Consider the following 20,628-nt stretch of genomic DNA (forward strand, 5'->3'; position numbering starts at 1 on the left):
AATTATTTAGGAAAGGAAGCTGTTATTTCTCCATTGTCATCATAAAATTCCAGTTTGGCATTATTGTTTCCATCAACATAAAACATAGCCTTGGCTTTACCATCCTGATCAAAGAGGAAAAGTCCGTTATTATTACTTTTACTTTTTCCCAGCATAATTCTGGGCTTCGATCCGATAAACTGCTTTTGTTCATATTCCTTATACCGCGCTCTTCTCAATTTTGGATCAGTTATGCTGTTTAACTCATTCATAATCTCTCGCATCCCTTCTTGACTTTCATTTACTGCCCTATCCTGAAACATTAAGGTGCTTGACACAGTTCTTTTATCGCCCTTTTTAGTATCAGTGGTAAGTAATTGCATTACCTGATCTCCATCATATTGATCATACGTTAAGGAAAGTCCCGAACTATGACCATTTTCATTTTTACTACCATCATAAATAAACCCACCACATTCAATTCCATCTTCATTAAAGAACAACATTCCTGATCGTTTCTTTCTATTCACATTGGTCGATCTTCCATTAATGGTATCCATACCATTAGGAAACTGGTCTACGTTGGTAATAATCATTTTTACTGTACCATCAGGCTCAACAATATTAATTCTTTGAACGTCTATGGTATTGAATGTGGGATTACCTGATTTATTGAATCCATAAATCGTAATTAAGACGAATATCGTCATTGAACAAAGGGTCCATATTCTTAAAAAATTCAATTCGCGTTTTGTGTTTTCCATTTTATCGAGATTTAAATAATTACCTGATACAATATTAAAATGGTTCAGGATCTTTTGAAACGGTAAAACAATGGAATAAGGATAATGGTACATGAACTAATGAAAAACCGGATTGACCTATACCGCTTCAAACATTTTACCTGGTAATGGGCGCACAAGGCCCTTCATTTCCATTCCAAATAAAGTTGAAGATAAAGTAGGGATAGGAAGCTTACATTCTAAAGCGATTACATCTAAAAGTTGTTTTCCATTTAATTCGAGATAATCATAAATAATTCTTTCCACCTCAGACAACTCTACAAAAAGCTGCTTCTGAACTAATTGGGGAGGCTTCGTATTTACCTCCCATCCTAAGCTATACACCAAGTCTGCAACCGAAGTTAATGCGTGGGCTTTATGCTGTTTGATAAGGTTATTACAACCGACACTGTATTTATCCATAGCTCTTCCTGGAACTGCAAAAACTTCTCTGTTGTATGAATTTGCAATATCTGCGGTAACCAGACTACCACCCTTTTCTGCAGACTCTATAACCACTGTAGCTTCTGAAAGGCCGGCTATAATACGGTTTCGTTTTAAAAAATTTTTTCGTTCTGGCATGTCAGTACTCCAAAAATCAGTGAAAAAACCGCCATGCTGTTCGATCTGTGAGACATATTTTTTATGAGCCTTGGGGTAGACTTGATTTAAACCATGTGCCAAACAACCTATTGTTTGTAAATTACACTCAAGTGCTGCCCTTTGAGCACATATATCGACGCCATAGGCAAAACCACTTACAATCACCGGGTTTAAAGGGGCTAACTCCGCTACCAGTTCCTCACAGAATGTCCTACCATATGCGGTTATCTGTCGCGTTCCAACAATGCTTATAACTCGATGTTGCCTGAGGTCTATACTCCCGGAAGAGAATAGGAGTATTGGAGCATCTATGCAGTTTTTTAATCTATGAGGATAGGATTCTTCCGTAAAATAATGATAATTTATGCGTTCTTCTTTTATAAAATCCAACTCTTTTTCAGCAGCAATTAAATGTTTTGAATCTCTCAACTCTTTTAAAGCATTTTTTCTAACTCCTTCAAGCATTAATAAGTGATGTTCCTTTTCTTTGAATAAAGCCTCAGCGCATCCAAATTTTTTAATCAACTTCTTGGCTGAAATATCACCTATTCCAGGACAGTGTTGCAAAGCCAATACATAAAGCAATACATCTTCATTCATTTTATAAGAATTTTCTTCATTAAAAATAAGTAAAAATATTTAACTAGTATTGATTAGGGAATACATCGAATTGTATAAATTAAAATCTATTTAAAAATATTTTTTTGTTAACTTGTTGGAGTACAAACACAAAAAAGACGACCTCCAAAAACTGTTAATAAAATGTTTAATAACTATCCCGGTCTTGGCACTTTTTTTACAATCTTTGTTCTATGAGATTAGAAAAATATATCAGCGATTTACTTTACAGGTATCAGTGTGTAACGGTACCAGGCTTTGGCTCTTTTCTAACCCAAAATCAGTCAGCCGCAGTAGACACCCATACAAATACCTTCTATCCGCCAACGAAGTTACTTTCGTTTAATGCACAGCTCAAATCTAATGATGGGTTATTAACAAAATATGTCTCTGAAGCTGAGGACATTTCATATGAGATTGCAGCTCACCAAATAGAGGAGGTTGTTCTGCGATGGAAAAAATCTCTTAACAATAAAGAAAAAATCAATTTAAAAAACATAGGAGATCTTACCTTATCTGAAGACAGTAAATTTATTTTTGATCCTGTTGATAATATCAACTATCTTACTTCTTCATTTGGATTGTCTTCCATGGTAACACCTACCATAACAAGAGAAGTTTTAAAGCAAGAAGTTGAAGCTTTAGAAGAAAACACTCCAATCTTATTTACGCCGGAGAAAAGAGCTCGAAGATCATATCTGAAATACGCAGCCATTTTTCTATTAGCTATATCATCTGGAGCAGTTGGATACCAGATGCTTAACAAGCAACAAGTTAAAAATTATCAGGTTGTAGAACAAGAAGCCCAAGAAGAAGTTCAAAAGAATATACAGGAAGCTACTTTTTTTGACACCACCCCTATTGAAATGCCTTCTATAACGCTTGACCTTGCAAAGGAGCCTTTGAAATATCATATTGTTGCCGGTGCATTTAGAGTAGAGACCAATGCAGATAAAAGAATCAAACAATTGCAAGCTAAGGGCTATAAAAGTGCTGATAAAATTGGGGTTAACAAATATGGATTACACCAAGTTTCTTATGCTAGTTTTGCCGAGGTTAATGAGGCATTGCAGTTTTTAAGAGAAATCAAAACAAAAGAATCTTCAGAGGCATGGCTTTTAGTCTCTGAATAACTCTAAACAATATCAATTTGGTTGAAATCCTTCCTTATTTAAGCGAAGGATTTTTTATTTCCCATTGTTTTTTACAGAAAAGTTTAATGACTTAACACTATTTTTCTGCAAACACCTATATCCTTTTAAAGGTAAAAATTCGAACATTAAGAATTATTCATTTTTAATGGGTTAACCTTAAAATGCTTTTTGCTTTAACAAACAGCACGTATCTTTGCTCAAAACATATAAAAATGGACGCAAAGACGCCAAGTGAATCGAGAACAACCATGACAGATTTGGTTTTACCTAGTGAAACCAATCCTCTTAATAACCTTTTTGGTGGTGAATTATTAGCAAGAATGGATCGAGCCGCAAGTATTGCCGCCCGAAGACACAGCCGAAGAATTACCGTTACAGCTTCTGTAAATCACGTTGCTTTTAACAGGGCAATCCCTTTAGGTAGTGTTGTAACTGTAGAGGCTGCCGTTTCCCGAGCATTTAAAAGTTCTATGGAAATTTATCTTGATGTATGGATTGAAGATAGGGAAAGTGGAAAAAGAACGAAGGCGAATGAAGCTATCTATACTTTCGTTGCTGTCGACGAAACCGGAAGGCCCGTTGCAGTACCTCCTTTAAACCCGGAAACTGAACTCGAGCAAGAGCGTTTCGAAGCTGCTTTGAGGAGAAAACAGCTAAGTTTAGTTTTGGCAGGTAAAATGAAACCTAATGATGCTACTGAATTAAAGGCATTATTCACAGACAAATAAAAAAAGAGGCAATCGCCTCTTTTTACATTTTATACACCCAACTGGATGGATTCTGGATCTTGGAGTTTTCGTAGATCATAAACTTCAGAATACTTTTATTATCATTTCCTGTAAACACCTGACCTATTTCCTGCTTTGTTTTTACTGTCTGACCTTCTTTTACATATACTTTATCCAGGTTATTATATACAGAAATGTAGTTTCCGTGTTGTATAAGCACAGCTTTATTCCCTCCTCGGATCACCATTACTTTTAGCACCTTTCCATCAAAAACTGTTCTTGCTGTAGCATCTTTATCCGTTGCAATACGCACCCCATTACTCTGTATCATTACAGACTTAACCACCGGGTGACGCTGCTTACCGAATCCCATTATTACAACGCCTTTTTCAACTGGCCATGGTAATCTTCCTTTATTAGCCTGAAAATTATTCCCAACAAGCTTGGCTTCTGCAGTTAGTGTGAAATTTGTAGATCTGGCGGTGGCAGGCTTTCCTTCCGATTTTGAAGTACTACTTTTTGCTGCTTTAGCTTTTGATCGGGCTATAGCCTCTCGAATTATTTTATCAATTTGAGCATCTATCGCATCCGCCTCTCGTTGCTTCTTGCGTATTTGTGCGGCATATTGACTTTCTTTCTTTTTAATGCTTGCGATTAACGCTTGCTGATTCTCTTTTTCCTGTTTTAATTTCTTTTGTTCTTCTCTATTTGCTGCCACCAATTGTTCCTTTTGCTTGCGCTGTACAACCAGTTCTTTATTCAGCTTTTGAAGCTCTTCTGTTTTAGCCTGAATTTGCTCACCCTGTTCTTTACGGTAATCTGTATATTGCTTCATATACATCAATCGCTTATATCCCTGAAGAAAGTTATCTGATGATAACAAGAACATCAATCTGCTTTCCTGAGACTTACTTTTGTAAGACTTTTGAATCATCGCTGCATAATCCTCTTTTAATGAAGTCAATTCATCCCTTAATCTCGTAATATTGTTAAGATTGGTATTTATTTGCTGATTTAAAAGATTCGCCTGACTATTCGTAACGCGGATTAATTGTTCTCTAACCTTAATCTTTTGGTCAAGTCCCTCAACCTCCTCCAAGACATTTGCTCTTTCCTTCTTTTGTTGAGAAAGCAACGAATTGATTTGTTTTATCTGTTGTTCAAGGCGTTTTTTTTGAGCCTCCAGCTCTTTTTGCTTCTGGTTTTGGGCTTGCCCCCCTAAAACAACAAAAAACACTGTTAAAAGCGTTAAAAAAAAGTTTGCGCGATATTTAGTAGGCATATTATTTAACGGTAATCTGTTTAAATCCCTTTGGGATCTTATAAGGGAATGAAACACTTTGGTTAAACTCTATATTTTTATATTCAAGGTCTATTTTAGTCTGGTTACTACCCTCTGTGGCTAATATAGCAATCTGTTCCGGAAATAACTTACCACTTATTTGATAATATTTATCATAGGTAATCATCAACACACGATTTTGTCCAGGTTGGTTTAAACGCTGTCCGGCCATTTTAAAGTTTAATGGGTCTATTAAAAATAATTTTTCAAACAAGGCTATATCCTGTTTTGGCTTTAACTGATATTTATTCTGCACAACGGTTGCATCATATTTGTCATTCTTTAAATCAAACAAGGCCTGACCTAATAACATGTTCTGTACCTTTTGAAAATCTAATGTCGTTCCCAACAACTCACTTAAATAGGAGAAATCACCATCGAAGTAGGTATTATCCAATTTATTATAGAAGCTTACCCGATCTGGAGTAATTAACACTTTTACAACACCAAGAGTAGCACTCAACCATATGGCTTTATCCTTCTCCATTCGTAAAGAAACAGAATTTGACATGGACGTTTCTTCATTCTCGAAGCCAATTTTTATCCTACCTCTAAGGGTATTAAAATCAAGTTCGTTTTTATAATGGTTTTTTATAATGGTTTTTGCAGACAGCCCTTCAATAGCATCTTTAGAGGCCACCGCTCTTTTACTACCACATGATTGCAATATCATCAACATGGGCAAAATCACAAAAACGATATATGTTTTTAGGTTCATTTTCATTTCTATAGCTTTATCCTTTTAGCTTATTTTGATATTCACTTTCTTTCTTCGTATTTCCCATACCTTTATATGCTAACACTAATTGCCTGTAAATATTGTCTTGAAGCTTTCTATCATCAATAATATAATTCAAGCCCATTTCTAAAAATTCAGCCGCATCCTTATACTTTTTCAACCCGTTTAGCGCAACGCCCTTACAATAATACACCTCGGGATGTGAAGGATAGTTCTCTAAGGTTTGAGTTGACATTGAAAGAAGTTCCGGATAAGCATTGACTTTAATTAAACCACGCATTTCTAACAAGGCCTGATCTATATCGTCGGGTGCTGATACCATTTCATCATCTGGCTCAACCTCGGCCAATTCCTGACTTTTTAAAACGGCGTTTAAATGACCTCTAAGGCTGTCTAAAAGATAACTCTCCCCATACAATAGCTCAAGTTCCTCTATAAGCTTCAGAGCCTCCTCATACCTGCCTACCCGAGCGTACAACAAAACTAAATTTTGCTTAAAATAAGGGCGTTTATCAGAGAGCTTCTCTGCTAATTCGATTGCTCGATCCGTATCGTGTTGCCTTTCATACACATTGAGAAGCGCCTCTAAATACCATACATTGCCGGGATCTTTTTTAACTATTGGTTGTAAATAAGAAACCGCTTTTTGGTATTCTTTTAAATCAGTATAGTTTTTAGCTAATTCAAAATCCACTACGCGAATTTCGGGCGATATTTCTTTACATTTTAACAGGTGTTGTACCGCTCTATCATAATTTTCAATGCCTCGCTGTTTTAAGGCTTCATAAAAATGTTCTTGAAAAGCATCCTGAACAATCTCATTTGTGGTATCTGCATTCACCTCTTCTTGAGCAATACTAGCCTGCGGACAAATAATTAATCCGGTAAAAATTAATAATATTTTCAGGCATTGCTTCATCTATACACTATTCCAAAACCGAATAATCACCAATACTAACATCGGTGAACTCTCCGTTAAACTTCGCATGATTACCAATCATAGCATTATCTAAGTTAGCATTTTTTATACTAGCATTGGTTTGTATAAGACTGTTTTTTATAGTTGAATTTTCTACAGTACAACCATCGCCCAGCGACACATTTGGACCAACAGTAGCATTTATAAGCTTTACATTACTCCCTATATAACAAGGCTCAATAATATTGGCGTTTTCTAAAGTGATATCGTTTGCAATTAAATCTTCACCATCCTTATAAATAAAACCAAGTACCTTTCCATTGGTTTCTACGGTAACATCTTTGTTTCCACAATCCATCCATTCATCTACCTTACCCGGAACAAACTTCATGCCTTTTTCCATCATTGCCTTAATACCATCATTAATTTGATATTCTCCCCCATGGATTATATTTTGATCTAATACTTTTTGCAATTCGTTCTTTAAAACTTCCGCATCTTTAAAATAGTAGATTCCTATTACAGCCAAATCAGAAACAAACTCTTTAGGCTTTTCAACCAGCCCCATGATATTGTTATCGTCATTCAGACTAACCACCCCATATGCCTCAGGGTTTGCAACCTGTTTTACCCAAATAACACTATCCGCTGACTGATCTAAATTAAAATCTGCCTTAAACAGGGTGTCTGCATAGGCTATTACGCAAGGACCCGATAAGGAATCTTTCGCACACATAATTGCATGTCCTGTCCCTAATGGTTCATCCTGGTAATAGATAGTTCCTTTAGCATTAAGCCTTTTGGCGATTTCCAAGAGATCTTGTTCTACTTCTTTACCAAAACTACGATGGATAATAAATGCTACTTCATCCAAGTCTTGGTTTAAAACTTTTGCAATATCCTCTACTAACCGTTGCACTATTGGTTTTCCGGCGATAGGTATTAAAGGTTTAGGAACAGTTAAGGTATGGGGACGTAGTCGAGAACCTCTTCCCGCCATCGGTACAATAATTTTCATTACAAGGTGGTATTAATTAGTTTAGTTTTTTATTTTTCACTCCAATATGCTAAGCGATATTTCACTATTAGTCATTCTTAATAAACGCTATTCAAGCATATTTTAAATAGATTCCTGCATGAGCAGGAATTTAATTATTTAACTCCTGTACTTCCAAAACCACCAGCTCCTCTGGAAGTTTCATTCAAGACTTGCACCTCTTCCCATACGGCTCGTTCATGTTTAGCTATAACCAACTGAGCAACGCGTTCCCCATTTTCAACAACAAAAGGTTCGTTTGAAAGATTCACCAATATTACACCGATTTCTCCCCTATAATCTGCATCAACTGTTCCCGGAGCGTTTAACACGGTAATTCCTTTTTTAGCCGCGAGCCCACTTCTAGGTCTAACCTGAGCTTCATAGCCAACAGGCAACTCTATGAATAAACCGGTTTTTACAATGGTTCTTTCAAGTGGCTTTAGCGTTATAGGTTCTTCGAGATTAGCTCTTAAATCCATTCCGGCTGAAGCCTCCGTTTCATAATTCGGTAAGTCGTGTTGCGATTTGTTAATAATCTTTATTGTCATGCTCTTTTCAGTATTTTTTTAAGTTCGTTTTTTTCTAAAATGAATATCATCAGCAAAAATAACAAAACAAATAGGGTTCCTACATAAAGGTTTCGGTCAAACACATAGAATGACAAGACAGATAACACTATAGAAACTAATAAATACGATCCTATTTTTTTAAGGTTGTATGGAATTGGATAATGCTTTTTACCATAGTAGTACGACAACAGCATCATAGTACCGTATGCAGCTAAGGTGGCGATTGCCGATCCTTTATAACTGATTATTGGTATGAGCAAAAAGTTTAACCCTAAAGTTATTACTGCTCCCGCGACCGATATATAGGCCCCGTATTTTGTGCGGTCTGTTATTTTATACCACACCGACAAGTTATGATAAATACCCAAACAAAAATTAGCCAACAAAATCAACGGTACAATCCATAACGCTTCCCAATACTCACTTTGAGGGATTAAAAGATACTTTAAAACATCTGTATAAGCCACCACAAATAAAAAAATAAAAGCACCAAAAATGGTAAAATAAAGGGTGATGCTAGCATATATTCTTTGTGCATCTTTCTTACTAGCATTTTGAAAAAAGAAAGGTTCAACACCCAATTTAAAAGCCGTTACAAAGAGCGTCATAAAAACGCCTAGCTTATAACAAGCCCCGTAAACTCCAACTACAGCATCTGAAGTATTAGAAGGAAGTAAATATCTAAGTAATAGCTTGTCAAAACCTTCATTAATTGAGAATGCCAAACCTGCAATTAATACGGGAAAACCGTATTGAATCATTCGCATCCAGATAGACCTGTTGAACTTAATTCCAATCTTAATATAAAGGGGTAATACAATTACTAACGTAATAAGACTGGCAATTAAGTTTGAAATGAATATATAATGTACCTTATCATCAAAGGTTAATGCCTGAACCAACTCATTACTTTTACCTATTTTAGGTAAAATCAAAAAGAAAAATAAGTTTAAAGAAAGGTTTACAATTACATTGAATATTTTAATTGCAGAGTATTTTTTAGGCATTTGCATATTCCTATACCATGCGAAAGGTATAACCACAAGTGCATCCAGGCACAAAATAAAAATAGCATAAACAATAAATTCGATCTTATATTCTAACCAATCAGCTATTTGGTTTCTTAAAAGCAATGAAACCGCCAAAACTAAAATAGTTGAAATCAAAATAGAAATCAATGCTGTAGATTGCACTTCTTCAGGTTTCTTCTCTTTATTTATAAAACGAAAAAAAGCTGTTTCCATCCCATAAGAGAGCAATACATTTCCCAGAATTAAATACACCATTAAGCTGACATAAATTCCATAGTCCGCTTTTGGTAAAAAAGAAATATAAAGAGGGGTTAATATCAAACCCAGGATACGAGGCAGCACGGTTGCAATACCATAGATGAAAGTATGTTTAAAAAGCTTTTTAAGTGCGCTCAACTAGTAAATATTTATTTGGGTTAAAAGTAATGTTTTAACAACGAGCTACAAAGTTTTAATTTTTTGATTTGTGGGGGTAAACAACGGGAGTTGTTTCTTTAATACCCGAAATCCTATAATACTTTGTTTCTCCTTCCTGAACATAACTAATAACAACTTCATCTGTATCTAACTCAAAAGGACTTTGTTTTATTATAATAGGTGGCGCATTCGCTGCTTCTTTACTTGGATCAGCATGCATAATAATATCTCCCGGAGACTTTTTATTTCTAAATCGGGCAATATATACCAAATATGTGCCTCGCTTTATCCTTTCAGGCTTGACCACCTGACCCCTAAAATGAACACTATCGATAGCTGTATCTACCTTATTTTCAACAGGAAAAAACACATTAACCCCAGTATCGCTGCTATTTTCTATGGTCCAATTTTCTACCAGCACTTCTCCAAATTGAAAAGGGACTTCCTCCTGACTAACAAATTTCTGTGAACTGCCACATTGCGCAAAACTCAGGATTGTAATACCTCCTAATATATATTTATACAACTGTTTCATATGCTAATCTATTAGATGCTAAAGATATCAGTTTCAAAATTAATGCCATTTAATTTATGGGGTTGAATTTGTTACGATAAAAATAACTGTTACGATGTTATAGGGTATAAGTTGATTTGGATTTATATTTGTTTCATTAATCCAAATCTTACAATAAATGAAATTATTTTACAAACTTTTCGTATGCATTTTACTAATTGTATCATGCAGCGAGAAAGAATCAATTCCCGATGTAGCACTTAAAGCTTATGCATTTGATTCAGAAGTTAACTCTACCCTTATGTATCAGGATGGAGAGAATTCAGAAATCATGACTTCAGAATGGAGAGCCTACGAAATAAGTAAAGTTATCAGGGTGAAGGCTGTTGACCATAAAACGATAGAAGTTGCTAATTTCGCACCAATTGCCTTAGAAGATGTAACCATCACAGCTACAATTGAAGGTTATCAAACACCGATTAAACTTTTCGAAATTTCCAGGATCAGGGCACATGCGGCACAAACCATTAATTATCCCTTTATAGAAGGCACGACCCAATATTTAACGGTTAATCATAAAGAAATAGACCTCACGGAATATAAAGAATCCGGGATAGCTCCTGAAAATATCACATTTGATTACACTGGAGAAACAGATATCATACAACAATTGAAAAAACTGAGCTCTCTTAAATGGGTCATTAAATATCATGATTTTGATCCTAATAATGACACTGGCAACAATTGGGCCGAAGATATTAGCGCAAAAGATATTCGACGTTTTTCCGGGTTAATGATTAACCTAGGAATCGTATTTGCCTCAGACACCTTCAAGGATGAGTTTATGAAAGAAACAATTATTGGAAACGACGGCATTACAGTTTTAACCACGAATGAAAAAGAGGCTGCATATAATGCAATCATAAACAAAACTCGTTATAACTGTGGTAAAGTAGTTAATGTGTCAGGATTGGGCGGGGGTGCCACCCTGGGTTTTGCAGAACACATACTCAGAGACTATATCAAAAAAGAGACTGGTTTCATTACGGCACATGAAATAGGACACACCATAGGTTATAATCATTCTTCCAACATGACATACCCGCATGAAATTGACGGGAGTAATACAGGAATTAGTCCGGTAACTACCAGAGTTATGAACAACTTTTTTGAAGCTGGGCTATTCCCGGTAACACCAGATTCTTACTATTTACCTTCAGACTTTGAATAACCCCAATAAAAAAAGGTTGTCTTTTCAGACAACCTTTTTTATTATAATGTAATAATCTATTCTTAACTATTCAATGCTTCTGCACCTCCAACAATTTCCAGAATCTCGGCAGTAATTGCAGCCTGACGTGCTTTGTTATAGGTTAGCGTAAGCTCAGATTTCAGCTCTCCAGCATTATCTGTTGCTTTGTGCATTGCAGTCATTCGCGCACCATGTTCTGAAGCGAAAGAGTCTCTAATTGCTTTGTAAAGCTGAGTTTTAAGCGATTTAGGAATTAAAGTTTCCACAATCTCAGCTTTATTTGGCTCATAGATATAATCTAATGCAACATCTTCATCAAATTCTGCAGGAACAATTGGCAAGAAGTCTTCGGCAGTTACAATTTGAGTTGCAGCATTCTTAAAGTGGTTATACAATAAAACTATCTTATCATAAGCACCTTCAGCATAAAGACCCATTAATTGCTCAGCTACAGCTGAAACATTTTCAAAAGTAAGGTCGTCGAATATAGCATTATTGTTTTCTATAATCTTATAACGCTTGCTTAGTATATCGTTTCCTTTTTTACCAATGGTAACCAATTCCACTTCCTTACCAGCATAATCTTCTGTAGCTAATTTAACCGCACCTTTAATGATGTTTGAGTTAAAACCACCACAAAGCCCTCTGTTAGATGTAATAGCAACAACCAACACTTTATTCACATCGCGCTTTTCAGCAAATACACTTCCAGAATCCCCTTCTAGTGTAGCACCTAAGCTTTGAAGAAGTTCGGTAAGTTTATCTGCATATGGACGCATAGCAGTAATCGCATCCTGGGCTTTCTTCAACTTAGCAGCAGATACCATTTTCATAGCACTGGTAATTTGCATGGTTGATGAAACCGAAGATATTCTACCGCGTATTTCTTTTAAGTTTGCCATTTATATGATAGTATTTAGTATTGAGTATTCAGTAGTGAGAAAAACACCCACTACTCAATACTAAAATCTAATTTATCCTTTATATTTCTCAGACAATTCCTTCGCCACAGACGCTAATGTATCTGTAACTTCGTCTGTTAGTTTCCCTGCTTTAAGCGTATCTAAGATATCTCTGTGCTTAGCATTCAAGTACTCGATATAATCTCTTTCGAATTCTTTTACCTTTTCAACAGGTACATCTTTTAACAAGTTCTTAGAACCAGCGTAGATGATTGCCACCTGATCTTCAACAGTGTAAGGATCGTTTTGAGCTTGTTTTAAGATCTCAACGTTACGCTTACCTTTCTCAATCACGTTCATTGTAGCAGCATCAAGGTCAGATCCGAATTTAGCAAAGGCCTCTAATTCGCGATACTGTGCTTGGTCTAACTTCAATGTACCAGCAACTTTCTTCATTGATTTAATCTGAGCTGACCCCCCTACACGTGATACAGAAATACCAACGTTAATTGCCGGACGAACACCAGAGTTAAATAAATCCGACTCTAAGAATATCTGTCCATCAGTAATTGAAATTACGTTAGTCGGGATATAAGCAGAAACGTCACCAGCCTGTGTTTCGATAATTGGAAGTGCCGTTAATGATCCACCTCCCTTTACAACAGACTTTAAAGAATCTGGTAAGTCATTCATGTTTTTAGCGATATCATCATCTGCAATTACTTTAGCAGCACGCTCTAATAAACGAGAGTGAAGGAAGAATACATCCCCAGGATATGCTTCACGACCTGGAGGACGACGTAATAACAATGATAATTCACGGTATGCCACAGCTTGCTTTGACAAATCATCATATATGATTAATGCCGGACGACCTGTGTCACGGAAATACTCTCCGATAGCAGCACCTGCAAAAGGAGCATACACCTGCATTGGAGCAGGATCAGAAGCGTTTGCTGCAACTATAGTAGTGTAAGCCAAAGCACCTTTTTCTTCTAAGGTCTTAGCAATAGCTGCTACTGTTGAAGCTTTCTGCCCTACTGCAACATATATACAATATACAGGCTCACCTGCATCGTAAAATTCTTTCTGATTTAAGATGGTGTCAATACAAACTGTTGTTTTACCAGTCTGACGGTCTCCAATCACCAACTCACGTTGCCCTCTACCTACAGGAATCATCGCATCGATTGCTTTTACACCTGTCTGTAATGGTTCGTTCACCGGCTGACGGAAAATAACCCCAGGAGCTTTACGCTCTAATGGCATCTCATACAATTCACCTTCAATTGGTCCTTTACCATCAATCGGGTTTCCTAAAGTATCAACTACACGCCCTACGATTCCTTCACCTGTTTTGATAGAAGCAATACGCTCAGTACGTTTTACTGTATCACCTTCTCTAATTTCTTTAGAAGGCCCTAGTAATACGATACCTACGTTATCCTCTTCCAGGTTAAGAACGATTCCCTGCATTCCGGTTTCGAATTCCACTAATTCACCATACTGTGCATTAGAAAGACCGAAAACACGGGCAACACCATCCCCTACCTGCAAAACAGTTCCTACCTCATCTAATTTAGCGGTAGCATCAAAATTTGATAGTTGCTTTTTTAATATTGCTGATACTTCAGCAGCTTTAACTTCTGCCATCTTAATTAAGTATTTAGATTAAAGGCGTTTTACTTAATTCGCCTATATTTTTTTATAATGTTATTATAAACTGTTTGAAAACGATCTTCTCAAAGAATTCAATTTATTGGCTACACTGGCATTGTACTGAACATCGCCAAGACGTAAAATGAATCCACCGATAATGCTTTCATCTATTTTATTCTCAAGTGTAATTTCTTTTCCGCTTAATTCTTTAACCTTTGCTAAAACTTTCTGCTCAAGTTCTGCGGTTAAAGGAACGGCCGTAGTAACTACTGCTACTTGTTTTCCCTTTTGTTCATCGTAAAGGATAATATACTTTTCTGCGATATCTCCCAAAATATCAACTCTTTTATAATCGGCTAATAAATCGAATAAGCCTTCACTAATAGTGTTGATTCCTTTAAAGATCTCTTTTAAAGCTGTAACCTTTACATTAGATTTTACAATAGGATTTTCTAGTAACGCTTTAAGATCACTACTTCCGGCAATGGTATTTTTGATTAGCCCCATATCTTCGTTTACAGCTGCTGCTGCATTCTGATCAGTCGCCAATCCTAAAATTGCTTTTGCGTAACGTATTGCTGCTCTAGATCCTGCCATCTGTTTCTTAATTATTTAAGGTAGTTACCTCTCCTAACATGTTTTCTACTAATGTCAACTGCTTATCTTTATCAGACAATTCAGTCCTTACAACCTTCTCTGCGATCTCAACAGATAAAGAAGCCACCTGATCTTTTAATTCAGCAAGTGCAGTTTGCTTTTCGCTTTCGATTGCTGCCTGTGCCTGCTTGATCATTTTGTCAGCTTCCACCTGAGCTTGCTCCTTAGCATCTGCTATCATCTTCTCTTTAACTTCACGAGCTTCTTTAAGGATCACTTCTCTCTCAGCACGCGCTTCTTTTAAAAGCTTTTCGTTATCAGCTTTTAAATTCTGCATTTCTTTCTTAGCCTCTTCAGCTGAAGCCAATGCACTGTTAATAGATTCTTCTCTGCCTTTTACTGCGCCTAAAATTGGTTTCCAGGCATATTTACGCAATAACACAAAAAGAATCACAAAAACGATAAGCGACCAGAAGATCAAACTTTCAGGATGTGTAATATTCATTATAATAGATATTAAATAACGTTTCTTTACTTTCTACTTTAAAATCACGCTATAACCAACCGTTACAGCGTGATCTTTCTTTTTTCAAAAATTATTTTGCGATCAACGCAACTACTACTGCGAAAAGTGCAACACCCTCGATAAGTGCAGCAGCAATAATCATAGCAGTTTGAATTTTTGAAGCTGCTTCTGGTTGACGTGCAATTGCATCCATTGCAGAACCACCAATTTTACCGATACCTAATCCTGCACCGATTGCAGCTAATCCAGCTCCTATTCCAGCTAAAATCATAATAATAGAATTTATAATAGTTATTAAATAAAACTCAATTCTAATGGTGATCTTCTACTGCCTGTCCTATAAAAAGAGCAGATAATAACGTGAACACATACGCTTGTAAAGCAGCTACTAACAATTCAAGTCCGTACATAAATAATGAGAACCCTATTGATATTGGCGAAACCGCTGCTGATTCAAAAATAAATATCAATGATACTAAACTCAGGATGATGATGTGACCTGCAGTTATGTTTGCGAATAAACGAATCATTAACGCGAAAGGCTTTGTAAACATCCCTAACACCTCAACTGGTATCATAATTGGCAATAACCATTTTGGAACTCCCGGAGTTGCGAAAATGTGACCCCAGTAATGTTTATTACCATTAAATATTGTAATAAGGAATGTAATAGTTGCTAACACTCCAGTAAAAAGAATATCATTCGTTAAAGTTCCCTGAAAAGGGAAGAAAGGAATCAAACCAAAAAGGTTACCAATCCAAATCAAGAAGAATACCGTTAATAAATAAGGCATAAACTTCTCATATTTTTTCTCACCGATATTTGGTCTTGCAATATCATCACGCACGAAAACAACAAGTGGCTCCATAAAACCAGCTAATCCTTTTGGTGCTTTATCATTCTTCTTGTAAGAACGTGCTACAGGAATAAAGATCAACAACATAATTGCTGATGTTAGAAATAATGTAAACACGTTTTTAGTAATTGAAAAGTTTAAAGGTCTGCTATTGGTAGGGTGATGTTCAGCATCATAAGTAACCCCTCCTTCTGCATTCGCATAATATATTTCATCATGCACACGAACAAATTGTTGTCCATTACGCTCTACAACAACTTTTCCTTCTTCATCATGATGAAACGCACTTGACATAAAGGTTACTAAACCATTATCTGTCCATAAAATAACCGGAAGCGGCATTGAAATAGCATGTCCATTCCAGTCGGCAATATGAAATTCATGCGAATCTTTTGTGTGATGGTTAATTAGCTCTGTCGCGTCAAACGCTTCTTCTTCCTGAGCTTTTTCCTCATGTGTTTCATTTTCATGCTGAGCAAAACCCGCTAGCGAAACAAACATTAATGCTAAAAGTGACAAACTCTTGATAGATTTCTGTGCTATCATCATACCTTTTCTTGATAAAAATAAATGGTCTCCAAAAATTTGGTGCAAAGGTACATTTTTTATTCACATTTTGAAGTTAACAACTATATTTTTTTAATCATTAACAAAAATATCCTGAATTACTGATAGCTAAATAGTTAGTTGATCTATTTCAACAACTTAACTGCAAAGACTGTTTCGAAAAATAAAAATAAAAAATACGGTATAAAGAAAGCTGCTACATCGGCAATAGGCTCCGGGGCTTTTCCCTGGATAACAGGAATTAAAAAAACAACGGCAGCGAACATTTTTAAACCACTGCAGGCCAAAAAAGCAAAACCTGTTTTATCAGGCAGATTATTACTAACCGCTAAAACAGCCAAATAGATAAAGAAGGTAATTGTAAAATGAAAAAGGTAGATACTCCAGGTGCTATAATAAAAAGTATACTGATCAGACAGTGCTCCAATGGCAAAATGATGCAATACAAATAACACCAAGGCAAACGGAATAAGAATCTTTAAAAAGTTGAGTAGTTTTTGCTTCATTAATGTGCGTATGTTTGGATAAGGATTTAATTTTTATTGGGAGTATCATCTTCATTTTCACTAATGTTTTTTACCTGCCTTATAACGTTATATAATGCAGCAAAAACACTTAGCAGAGAGAATATTATAGTAAAAGCCGAAAAATTATTTGGATATTTTTCATCGAGCCAGACCCCAAAATAGGTTCCGGCTCCGATAATAATAGCCATTTGAAGGCCTATATTTGAAAACTTTATCCAGTTATTAAGCTGATTTTTCCGCTTTTCCTGATTCATTCTTTAATGATTTCACAGCATGTCCCTTCATGGTACAGGTTGCATTGAATGCAGCACCGGGCTCTACAGCAAGTTTACCAATTACTACCTCACCTTCTATAAAAGCAGTAGCCTTTAGACTTAAAACCTCATCAACCTTCAGGGTTCCGTTAAACTTACCCTCGATGTCTGCATTTGCACTCTCTGCCTTACCAGAAATATATCCGGTTTTACCTATTACTAATTTTCCTTTAGTATTCACACTTCCTTCTAACTCACCATCAATACGGATATCAGATTCTGAAATAATATCTCCTTTTAATTTAGTATTAGGTAAAATTCTATTTGTAAGTCCTGTTGGTTGTTCGGTTCTTCCTTTTTTAGATTCTGCAAACATGGCTAATATGGGGTTTGATTATTATTATAGATTTGGGTTAAATACTTTTCTAAACTCTTATGAATTTGTATGCTTTTATAATTGGAGGCGGAAATTACAAAATTTTCGTTTTGTATTAAATATAATTTGTTGATTTTTAGCAACTCGGCAAATCCTTCTGCTCTAAGTTTCGAAATTAGTCCGTGAACTACTACAAAAGTTTGATTACTATCATAAAGGTCTGTAGAAAGTTTTAATTCATCATACTCCAGGTCTATCAGCGACTTTGAAATAACCTTATACAGCTCATTTATTCCACTGGTATCTCTTGAGGCAAAAGGATAAACCAGTTTCCATTTGGTGGCTGTATCCAGGTCGTTCACTAAGGTGTCTTTTTTCAATCTTGGTACTAATGTCTCCAAAAGCTCTTTAGCCTTTTTACCTTCACTATTGTTCGGATAGTTAAGCGCTATGGCATTCAAGGCTTGTTCATAAGCATCAACTCCAATTAAACGTGCCTCTGTGGTAGCCTTTAACATGGCTAGTTTAGGAACTATTTCGTCACCATTAAACTCCGTTATATACTTATCAGTACCTGCTAAAACCTCATCATACCGTTCTTTTTCAAATGCGCTATACAACTTAGCATAAATAGCCTTCGGACTGTTTGGGCCTTCTTTTAAGACAGCCTTCGGATTCTCCAATATACGGGCGTACCTGGATTCAGGATAGTTAAGAATTATATCGTTTTTTAGGCGCTGAGCCAATGGTGAATCGTTTATTTCATAGATTTTATAAAGATTATACTTTGCAGGCAAGACTAATTTATCTTCAGGGTTATTTCCCAACAAGGATTCAAGACGATTAACCGCTAATCCATATTCCCTGAACTTTTCTTTATAGATCAAACCTAATTGGTAATATGCAAAATTTTGTTCTGAATGGATGCTATCGAGTTCGTTATCTTCCTTAGGTAAACGATCTGTATAATATGCAATTGAATATATATCCAAAGAGTCAGAACTTCGATTTTGAGTATTGACCACTACTTCATTCGTGGCTATAGCTCTGTCACTTAAACGCCAATTATCCTCAAGTCCTCTTGCTCCCCACCTTTTTCTGAATTCATTTCTACCATAACTTACAGTAAGATCGTTATAGAAATAAAAGGTATTGGCATCAGAACTTTTAAAGGTGCGCCCTGCGAGCCCCATGGCTTTGTTTTGGGCTTCTCTTAAGGCTGCAATTCTTTCTTGCTCCTCTTTCTCAATTTCAATAGCCTTTAAAGAATCGATATGTTTTTGGTAGTAGGCATCACGTTCTTCCTGGGGTAAATTAACCACATACAGAATACTGTCATTTCTAGCTAAAATCCCTTCATACTTGATAACATCATCGAGATTTTCGCGCTTTTTAGATAGTATCCTAAATTTTTTACTGGTTGCTTCAATATTCGTAAGTGTACTGTCATAATAGGCTCCTGCCTCGGCAAATTCATGATTATCAAAATTTATTTCAGCCAGCGTTTCATAATTAATGGCGTTTAAAATTTTGTCAGGACTATCAGTGCGTAGAGATTTATTAAAATAATACTCCGCTACTTCCGGAGCCTCCCGATCGAGGTAATACATCGCTAATTGATGATAAATTTTGTCTAAATACGGCCTGTTCTCCCTGTTTTTCTCCAAATCTTTCAGCAACTCTAAAACCGCCTCTTCGTTTTCGGGAGTCACTTCGATATTCTTAATTTTTTCTATAAATGCATTGATATAATAGTCACGGGAAGTTCTTCTATTTAAGTCGATTACCTTATCAAAAGCCAGGTTTGCACTATCTTTATACCCCATGGCATTATACAACTGACCAATAATAAAATTATACCGTCCTCTTTCTTCATTACTTCGTGTATAATTAGACGCCAATTTTAATTTTTGAACAGCGCTATCCTTCTGTTCTAAATTAATATAAGCCTGCCCCATGATGGCATAGATATCGGCGTAATCCTGATCTTTTATGTTAACACTTCTGAGTAGTCGTTTAAAGTTTTTTAACGCTAACTCTTCATACTCCATTCTGATATTGGTCTTTTCTCTCCATATCTTGGCCTGGTTTATGATGTCGCTTCGGGTGTATTTAGACAGGATATAATTAAAGGCTTCCAGGGCCGGTACAAAACGCTGATCGTAATATCTGGCTTTTCCAAGTAAAAGATATGCTTCATCAGACTGGGTGTTCTTTTCTTGTCCATCGATGTACATTCCGTGCTTCTGAATCGCTTTTACAGCTTTCTCTTCTGCTCTTTCAAAATTTGGATTAATTGGCGAACCGGATAATCTCACCTCCTCAATTATCTCCATACGCTCTACAGGCAATATTTCCCAGTAATTATCGCGATAATTCTCCTTGAGTAATTCTACTCCTTTATCTAACGCTAACTGTCCGTTATAAATCGTGTTAAATTCTGCATTTAACGCATGCCAGTTTCGGTTTACAAAAGCGTCTTTTTTTGTCGAACATCCGAATGTACATAAAAGCAGGAGCGATAAGGGATATATGATGTATTTGTACTTCAAGCGTAGGTGGTTTAGTTGATTAACTTATTATTAAACCAAATATTGTTAGGCATGTAAAAATACATTTCTTTTTTATATAAATAAAAAAAGCCCGTAAAACGGGCTCTGATTAGAAATAGATATTT

22 protein-coding genes are annotated in these 20,628 nt (G+C 36.0%); 3 read left to right on the forward strand and 19 right to left on the reverse strand.

Annotation, left to right across the window (positions count from 1 at the left end; translation table 11 throughout):
* Positions 1-2: 2 nt before the first annotated feature.
* Both BM361_RS01950 and dprA read right to left on the reverse strand, forming a co-directional pair.
* On the reverse strand, positions 3-743 hold the full coding sequence (locus tag BM361_RS01950; protein ID WP_074976718.1) for a hypothetical protein: 741 nt from the start codon (positions 741-743) through the stop codon (positions 3-5).
* 117 nt (positions 744-860) lie between these two features.
* Positions 861-1,964, reverse strand: coding sequence for a DNA-processing protein DprA (gene dprA / locus BM361_RS01955; protein WP_074976537.1), 1,104 nt, complete (start codon positions 1,962-1,964; stop codon positions 861-863).
* A gap of 212 nt (positions 1,965-2,176) precedes the next feature.
* On the opposite strand from dprA, the gene BM361_RS01960 reads away from it, so the two are divergent.
* Complete coding sequence (locus BM361_RS01960) at positions 2,177-3,115, forward strand: HU domain-containing protein (protein ID WP_074976538.1); 939 nt, start codon at positions 2,177-2,179, stop codon at positions 3,113-3,115.
* Between the two features lie 233 nt (positions 3,116-3,348).
* On the forward strand, positions 3,349-3,864 hold the full coding sequence (locus BM361_RS01965) for an acyl-CoA thioesterase (RefSeq protein WP_038268344.1): 516 nt from the start codon (positions 3,349-3,351) through the stop codon (positions 3,862-3,864).
* 22 nt (positions 3,865-3,886) lie between these two features.
* Here the strand turns inward: BM361_RS01965 and BM361_RS01970 are convergent, their stop codons facing one another.
* The 7 genes from BM361_RS01970 to BM361_RS02000 all read right to left on the reverse strand — a co-directional run bounded on the left by BM361_RS01970 (position 3,887) and on the right by BM361_RS02000 (position 10,455).
* On the reverse strand, positions 3,887-5,146 hold the full coding sequence (locus BM361_RS01970; RefSeq protein ID WP_038268341.1) for a murein hydrolase activator EnvC family protein: 1,260 nt from the start codon (positions 5,144-5,146) through the stop codon (positions 3,887-3,889).
* A 1-nt stretch (position 5,147) separates the two neighbouring features.
* Complete coding sequence (locus tag BM361_RS01975; protein ID WP_074976540.1) at positions 5,148-5,930, reverse strand: lipoprotein insertase outer membrane protein LolB1; 783 nt, start codon at positions 5,928-5,930, stop codon at positions 5,148-5,150.
* 10 nt (positions 5,931-5,940) lie between these two features.
* Positions 5,941-6,864 (reverse strand): tetratricopeptide repeat protein, encoded by a 924-nt coding sequence (locus tag BM361_RS01980; RefSeq protein ID WP_074976542.1) that lies wholly within the window; start codon positions 6,862-6,864, stop codon positions 5,941-5,943.
* 7 nt (positions 6,865-6,871) lie between these two features.
* Positions 6,872-7,882: a sugar phosphate nucleotidyltransferase gene (locus tag BM361_RS01985; protein ID WP_074976543.1), complete on the reverse strand. Its 1,011-nt coding sequence runs from the start codon at positions 7,880-7,882 to the stop codon at positions 6,872-6,874.
* 134 nt (positions 7,883-8,016) lie between these two features.
* Positions 8,017-8,451, reverse strand: a complete 435-nt coding sequence (dut, locus tag BM361_RS01990) for a dUTP diphosphatase (protein ID WP_074976545.1) — start codon at positions 8,449-8,451, stop codon at positions 8,017-8,019.
* Positions 8,448-9,899 (reverse strand): lipopolysaccharide biosynthesis protein, encoded by a 1,452-nt coding sequence (locus BM361_RS01995; protein WP_074976547.1) that lies wholly within the window; start codon positions 9,897-9,899, stop codon positions 8,448-8,450. The genes dut and BM361_RS01995 overlap by 4 nt, the downstream gene beginning before the upstream one ends.
* Before the next feature lie 55 nt (positions 9,900-9,954).
* On the reverse strand, positions 9,955-10,455 hold the full coding sequence (locus tag BM361_RS02000) for a hypothetical protein (protein WP_074976548.1): 501 nt from the start codon (positions 10,453-10,455) through the stop codon (positions 9,955-9,957).
* Between the two features lie 157 nt (positions 10,456-10,612).
* Between BM361_RS02000 and BM361_RS02005 the strand changes: the two genes are divergently transcribed.
* A complete protein-coding gene (locus BM361_RS02005; RefSeq protein WP_074976550.1) occupies positions 10,613-11,665 on the forward strand; it encodes a zinc metalloprotease in 1,053 nt (350 codons plus the stop codon).
* Positions 11,666-11,727: 62 nt separating this feature from the next.
* On the opposite strand, the gene atpG is transcribed toward BM361_RS02005, so the two are convergent.
* The 10 genes from atpG to porW form a co-directional block, all read right to left on the reverse strand.
* Entirely contained in the window at positions 11,728-12,588 is an 861-nt protein-coding gene (gene atpG, locus BM361_RS02010) for an ATP synthase F1 subunit gamma (RefSeq protein WP_074976552.1), read from the reverse strand.
* A gap of 72 nt (positions 12,589-12,660) precedes the next feature.
* Positions 12,661-14,241, reverse strand: a complete 1,581-nt coding sequence (gene atpA, locus BM361_RS02015) for a F0F1 ATP synthase subunit alpha (RefSeq protein ID WP_038268316.1) — start codon at positions 14,239-14,241, stop codon at positions 12,661-12,663.
* 63 nt (positions 14,242-14,304) lie between these two features.
* Positions 14,305-14,844 (reverse strand): ATP synthase F1 subunit delta, encoded by a 540-nt coding sequence (atpH, locus tag BM361_RS02020; protein WP_038268313.1) that lies wholly within the window; start codon positions 14,842-14,844, stop codon positions 14,305-14,307.
* Between the two features lie 7 nt (positions 14,845-14,851).
* A complete protein-coding gene (locus BM361_RS02025) occupies positions 14,852-15,349 on the reverse strand; it encodes a F0F1 ATP synthase subunit B (RefSeq protein WP_038268311.1) in 498 nt (165 codons plus the stop codon).
* 91 nt (positions 15,350-15,440) lie between these two features.
* Positions 15,441-15,641 carry an ATP synthase F0 subunit C gene (gene atpE, locus BM361_RS02030; RefSeq protein ID WP_008611555.1) on the reverse strand — a complete coding sequence of 67 codons (201 nt, stop codon included), beginning with the start codon at positions 15,639-15,641 and terminating at the stop codon, positions 15,441-15,443.
* Between the two features lie 40 nt (positions 15,642-15,681).
* Positions 15,682-16,773: a F0F1 ATP synthase subunit A gene (atpB, locus tag BM361_RS02035; protein ID WP_051413592.1), complete on the reverse strand. Its 1,092-nt coding sequence runs from the start codon at positions 16,771-16,773 to the stop codon at positions 15,682-15,684.
* 146 nt (positions 16,774-16,919) lie between these two features.
* Positions 16,920-17,300 carry a DUF6168 family protein gene (locus BM361_RS02040; RefSeq protein WP_074976554.1) on the reverse strand — a complete coding sequence of 127 codons (381 nt, stop codon included), beginning with the start codon at positions 17,298-17,300 and terminating at the stop codon, positions 16,920-16,922.
* Positions 17,301-17,326: 26 nt separating this feature from the next.
* Positions 17,327-17,575, reverse strand: coding sequence for an AtpZ/AtpI family protein (locus BM361_RS02045; protein WP_074976555.1), 249 nt, complete (start codon positions 17,573-17,575; stop codon positions 17,327-17,329).
* Positions 17,544-17,951, reverse strand: a complete 408-nt coding sequence (locus BM361_RS02050) for a bactofilin family protein (protein ID WP_038268298.1) — start codon at positions 17,949-17,951, stop codon at positions 17,544-17,546. Before BM361_RS02050 ends, BM361_RS02045 begins: the two co-directional genes overlap by 32 nt.
* 2 nt (positions 17,952-17,953) lie before the next feature.
* On the reverse strand, positions 17,954-20,503 hold the full coding sequence (gene porW / locus BM361_RS02055) for a type IX secretion system periplasmic lipoprotein PorW/SprE (protein WP_074976557.1): 2,550 nt from the start codon (positions 20,501-20,503) through the stop codon (positions 17,954-17,956).
* Positions 20,504-20,628: the final 125 nt, after the last annotated feature.

The organism is Zhouia amylolytica (assembly GCF_900116365.1).
Lineage (GTDB): Bacteria > Bacteroidota > Bacteroidia > Flavobacteriales > Flavobacteriaceae > Zhouia > Zhouia amylolytica.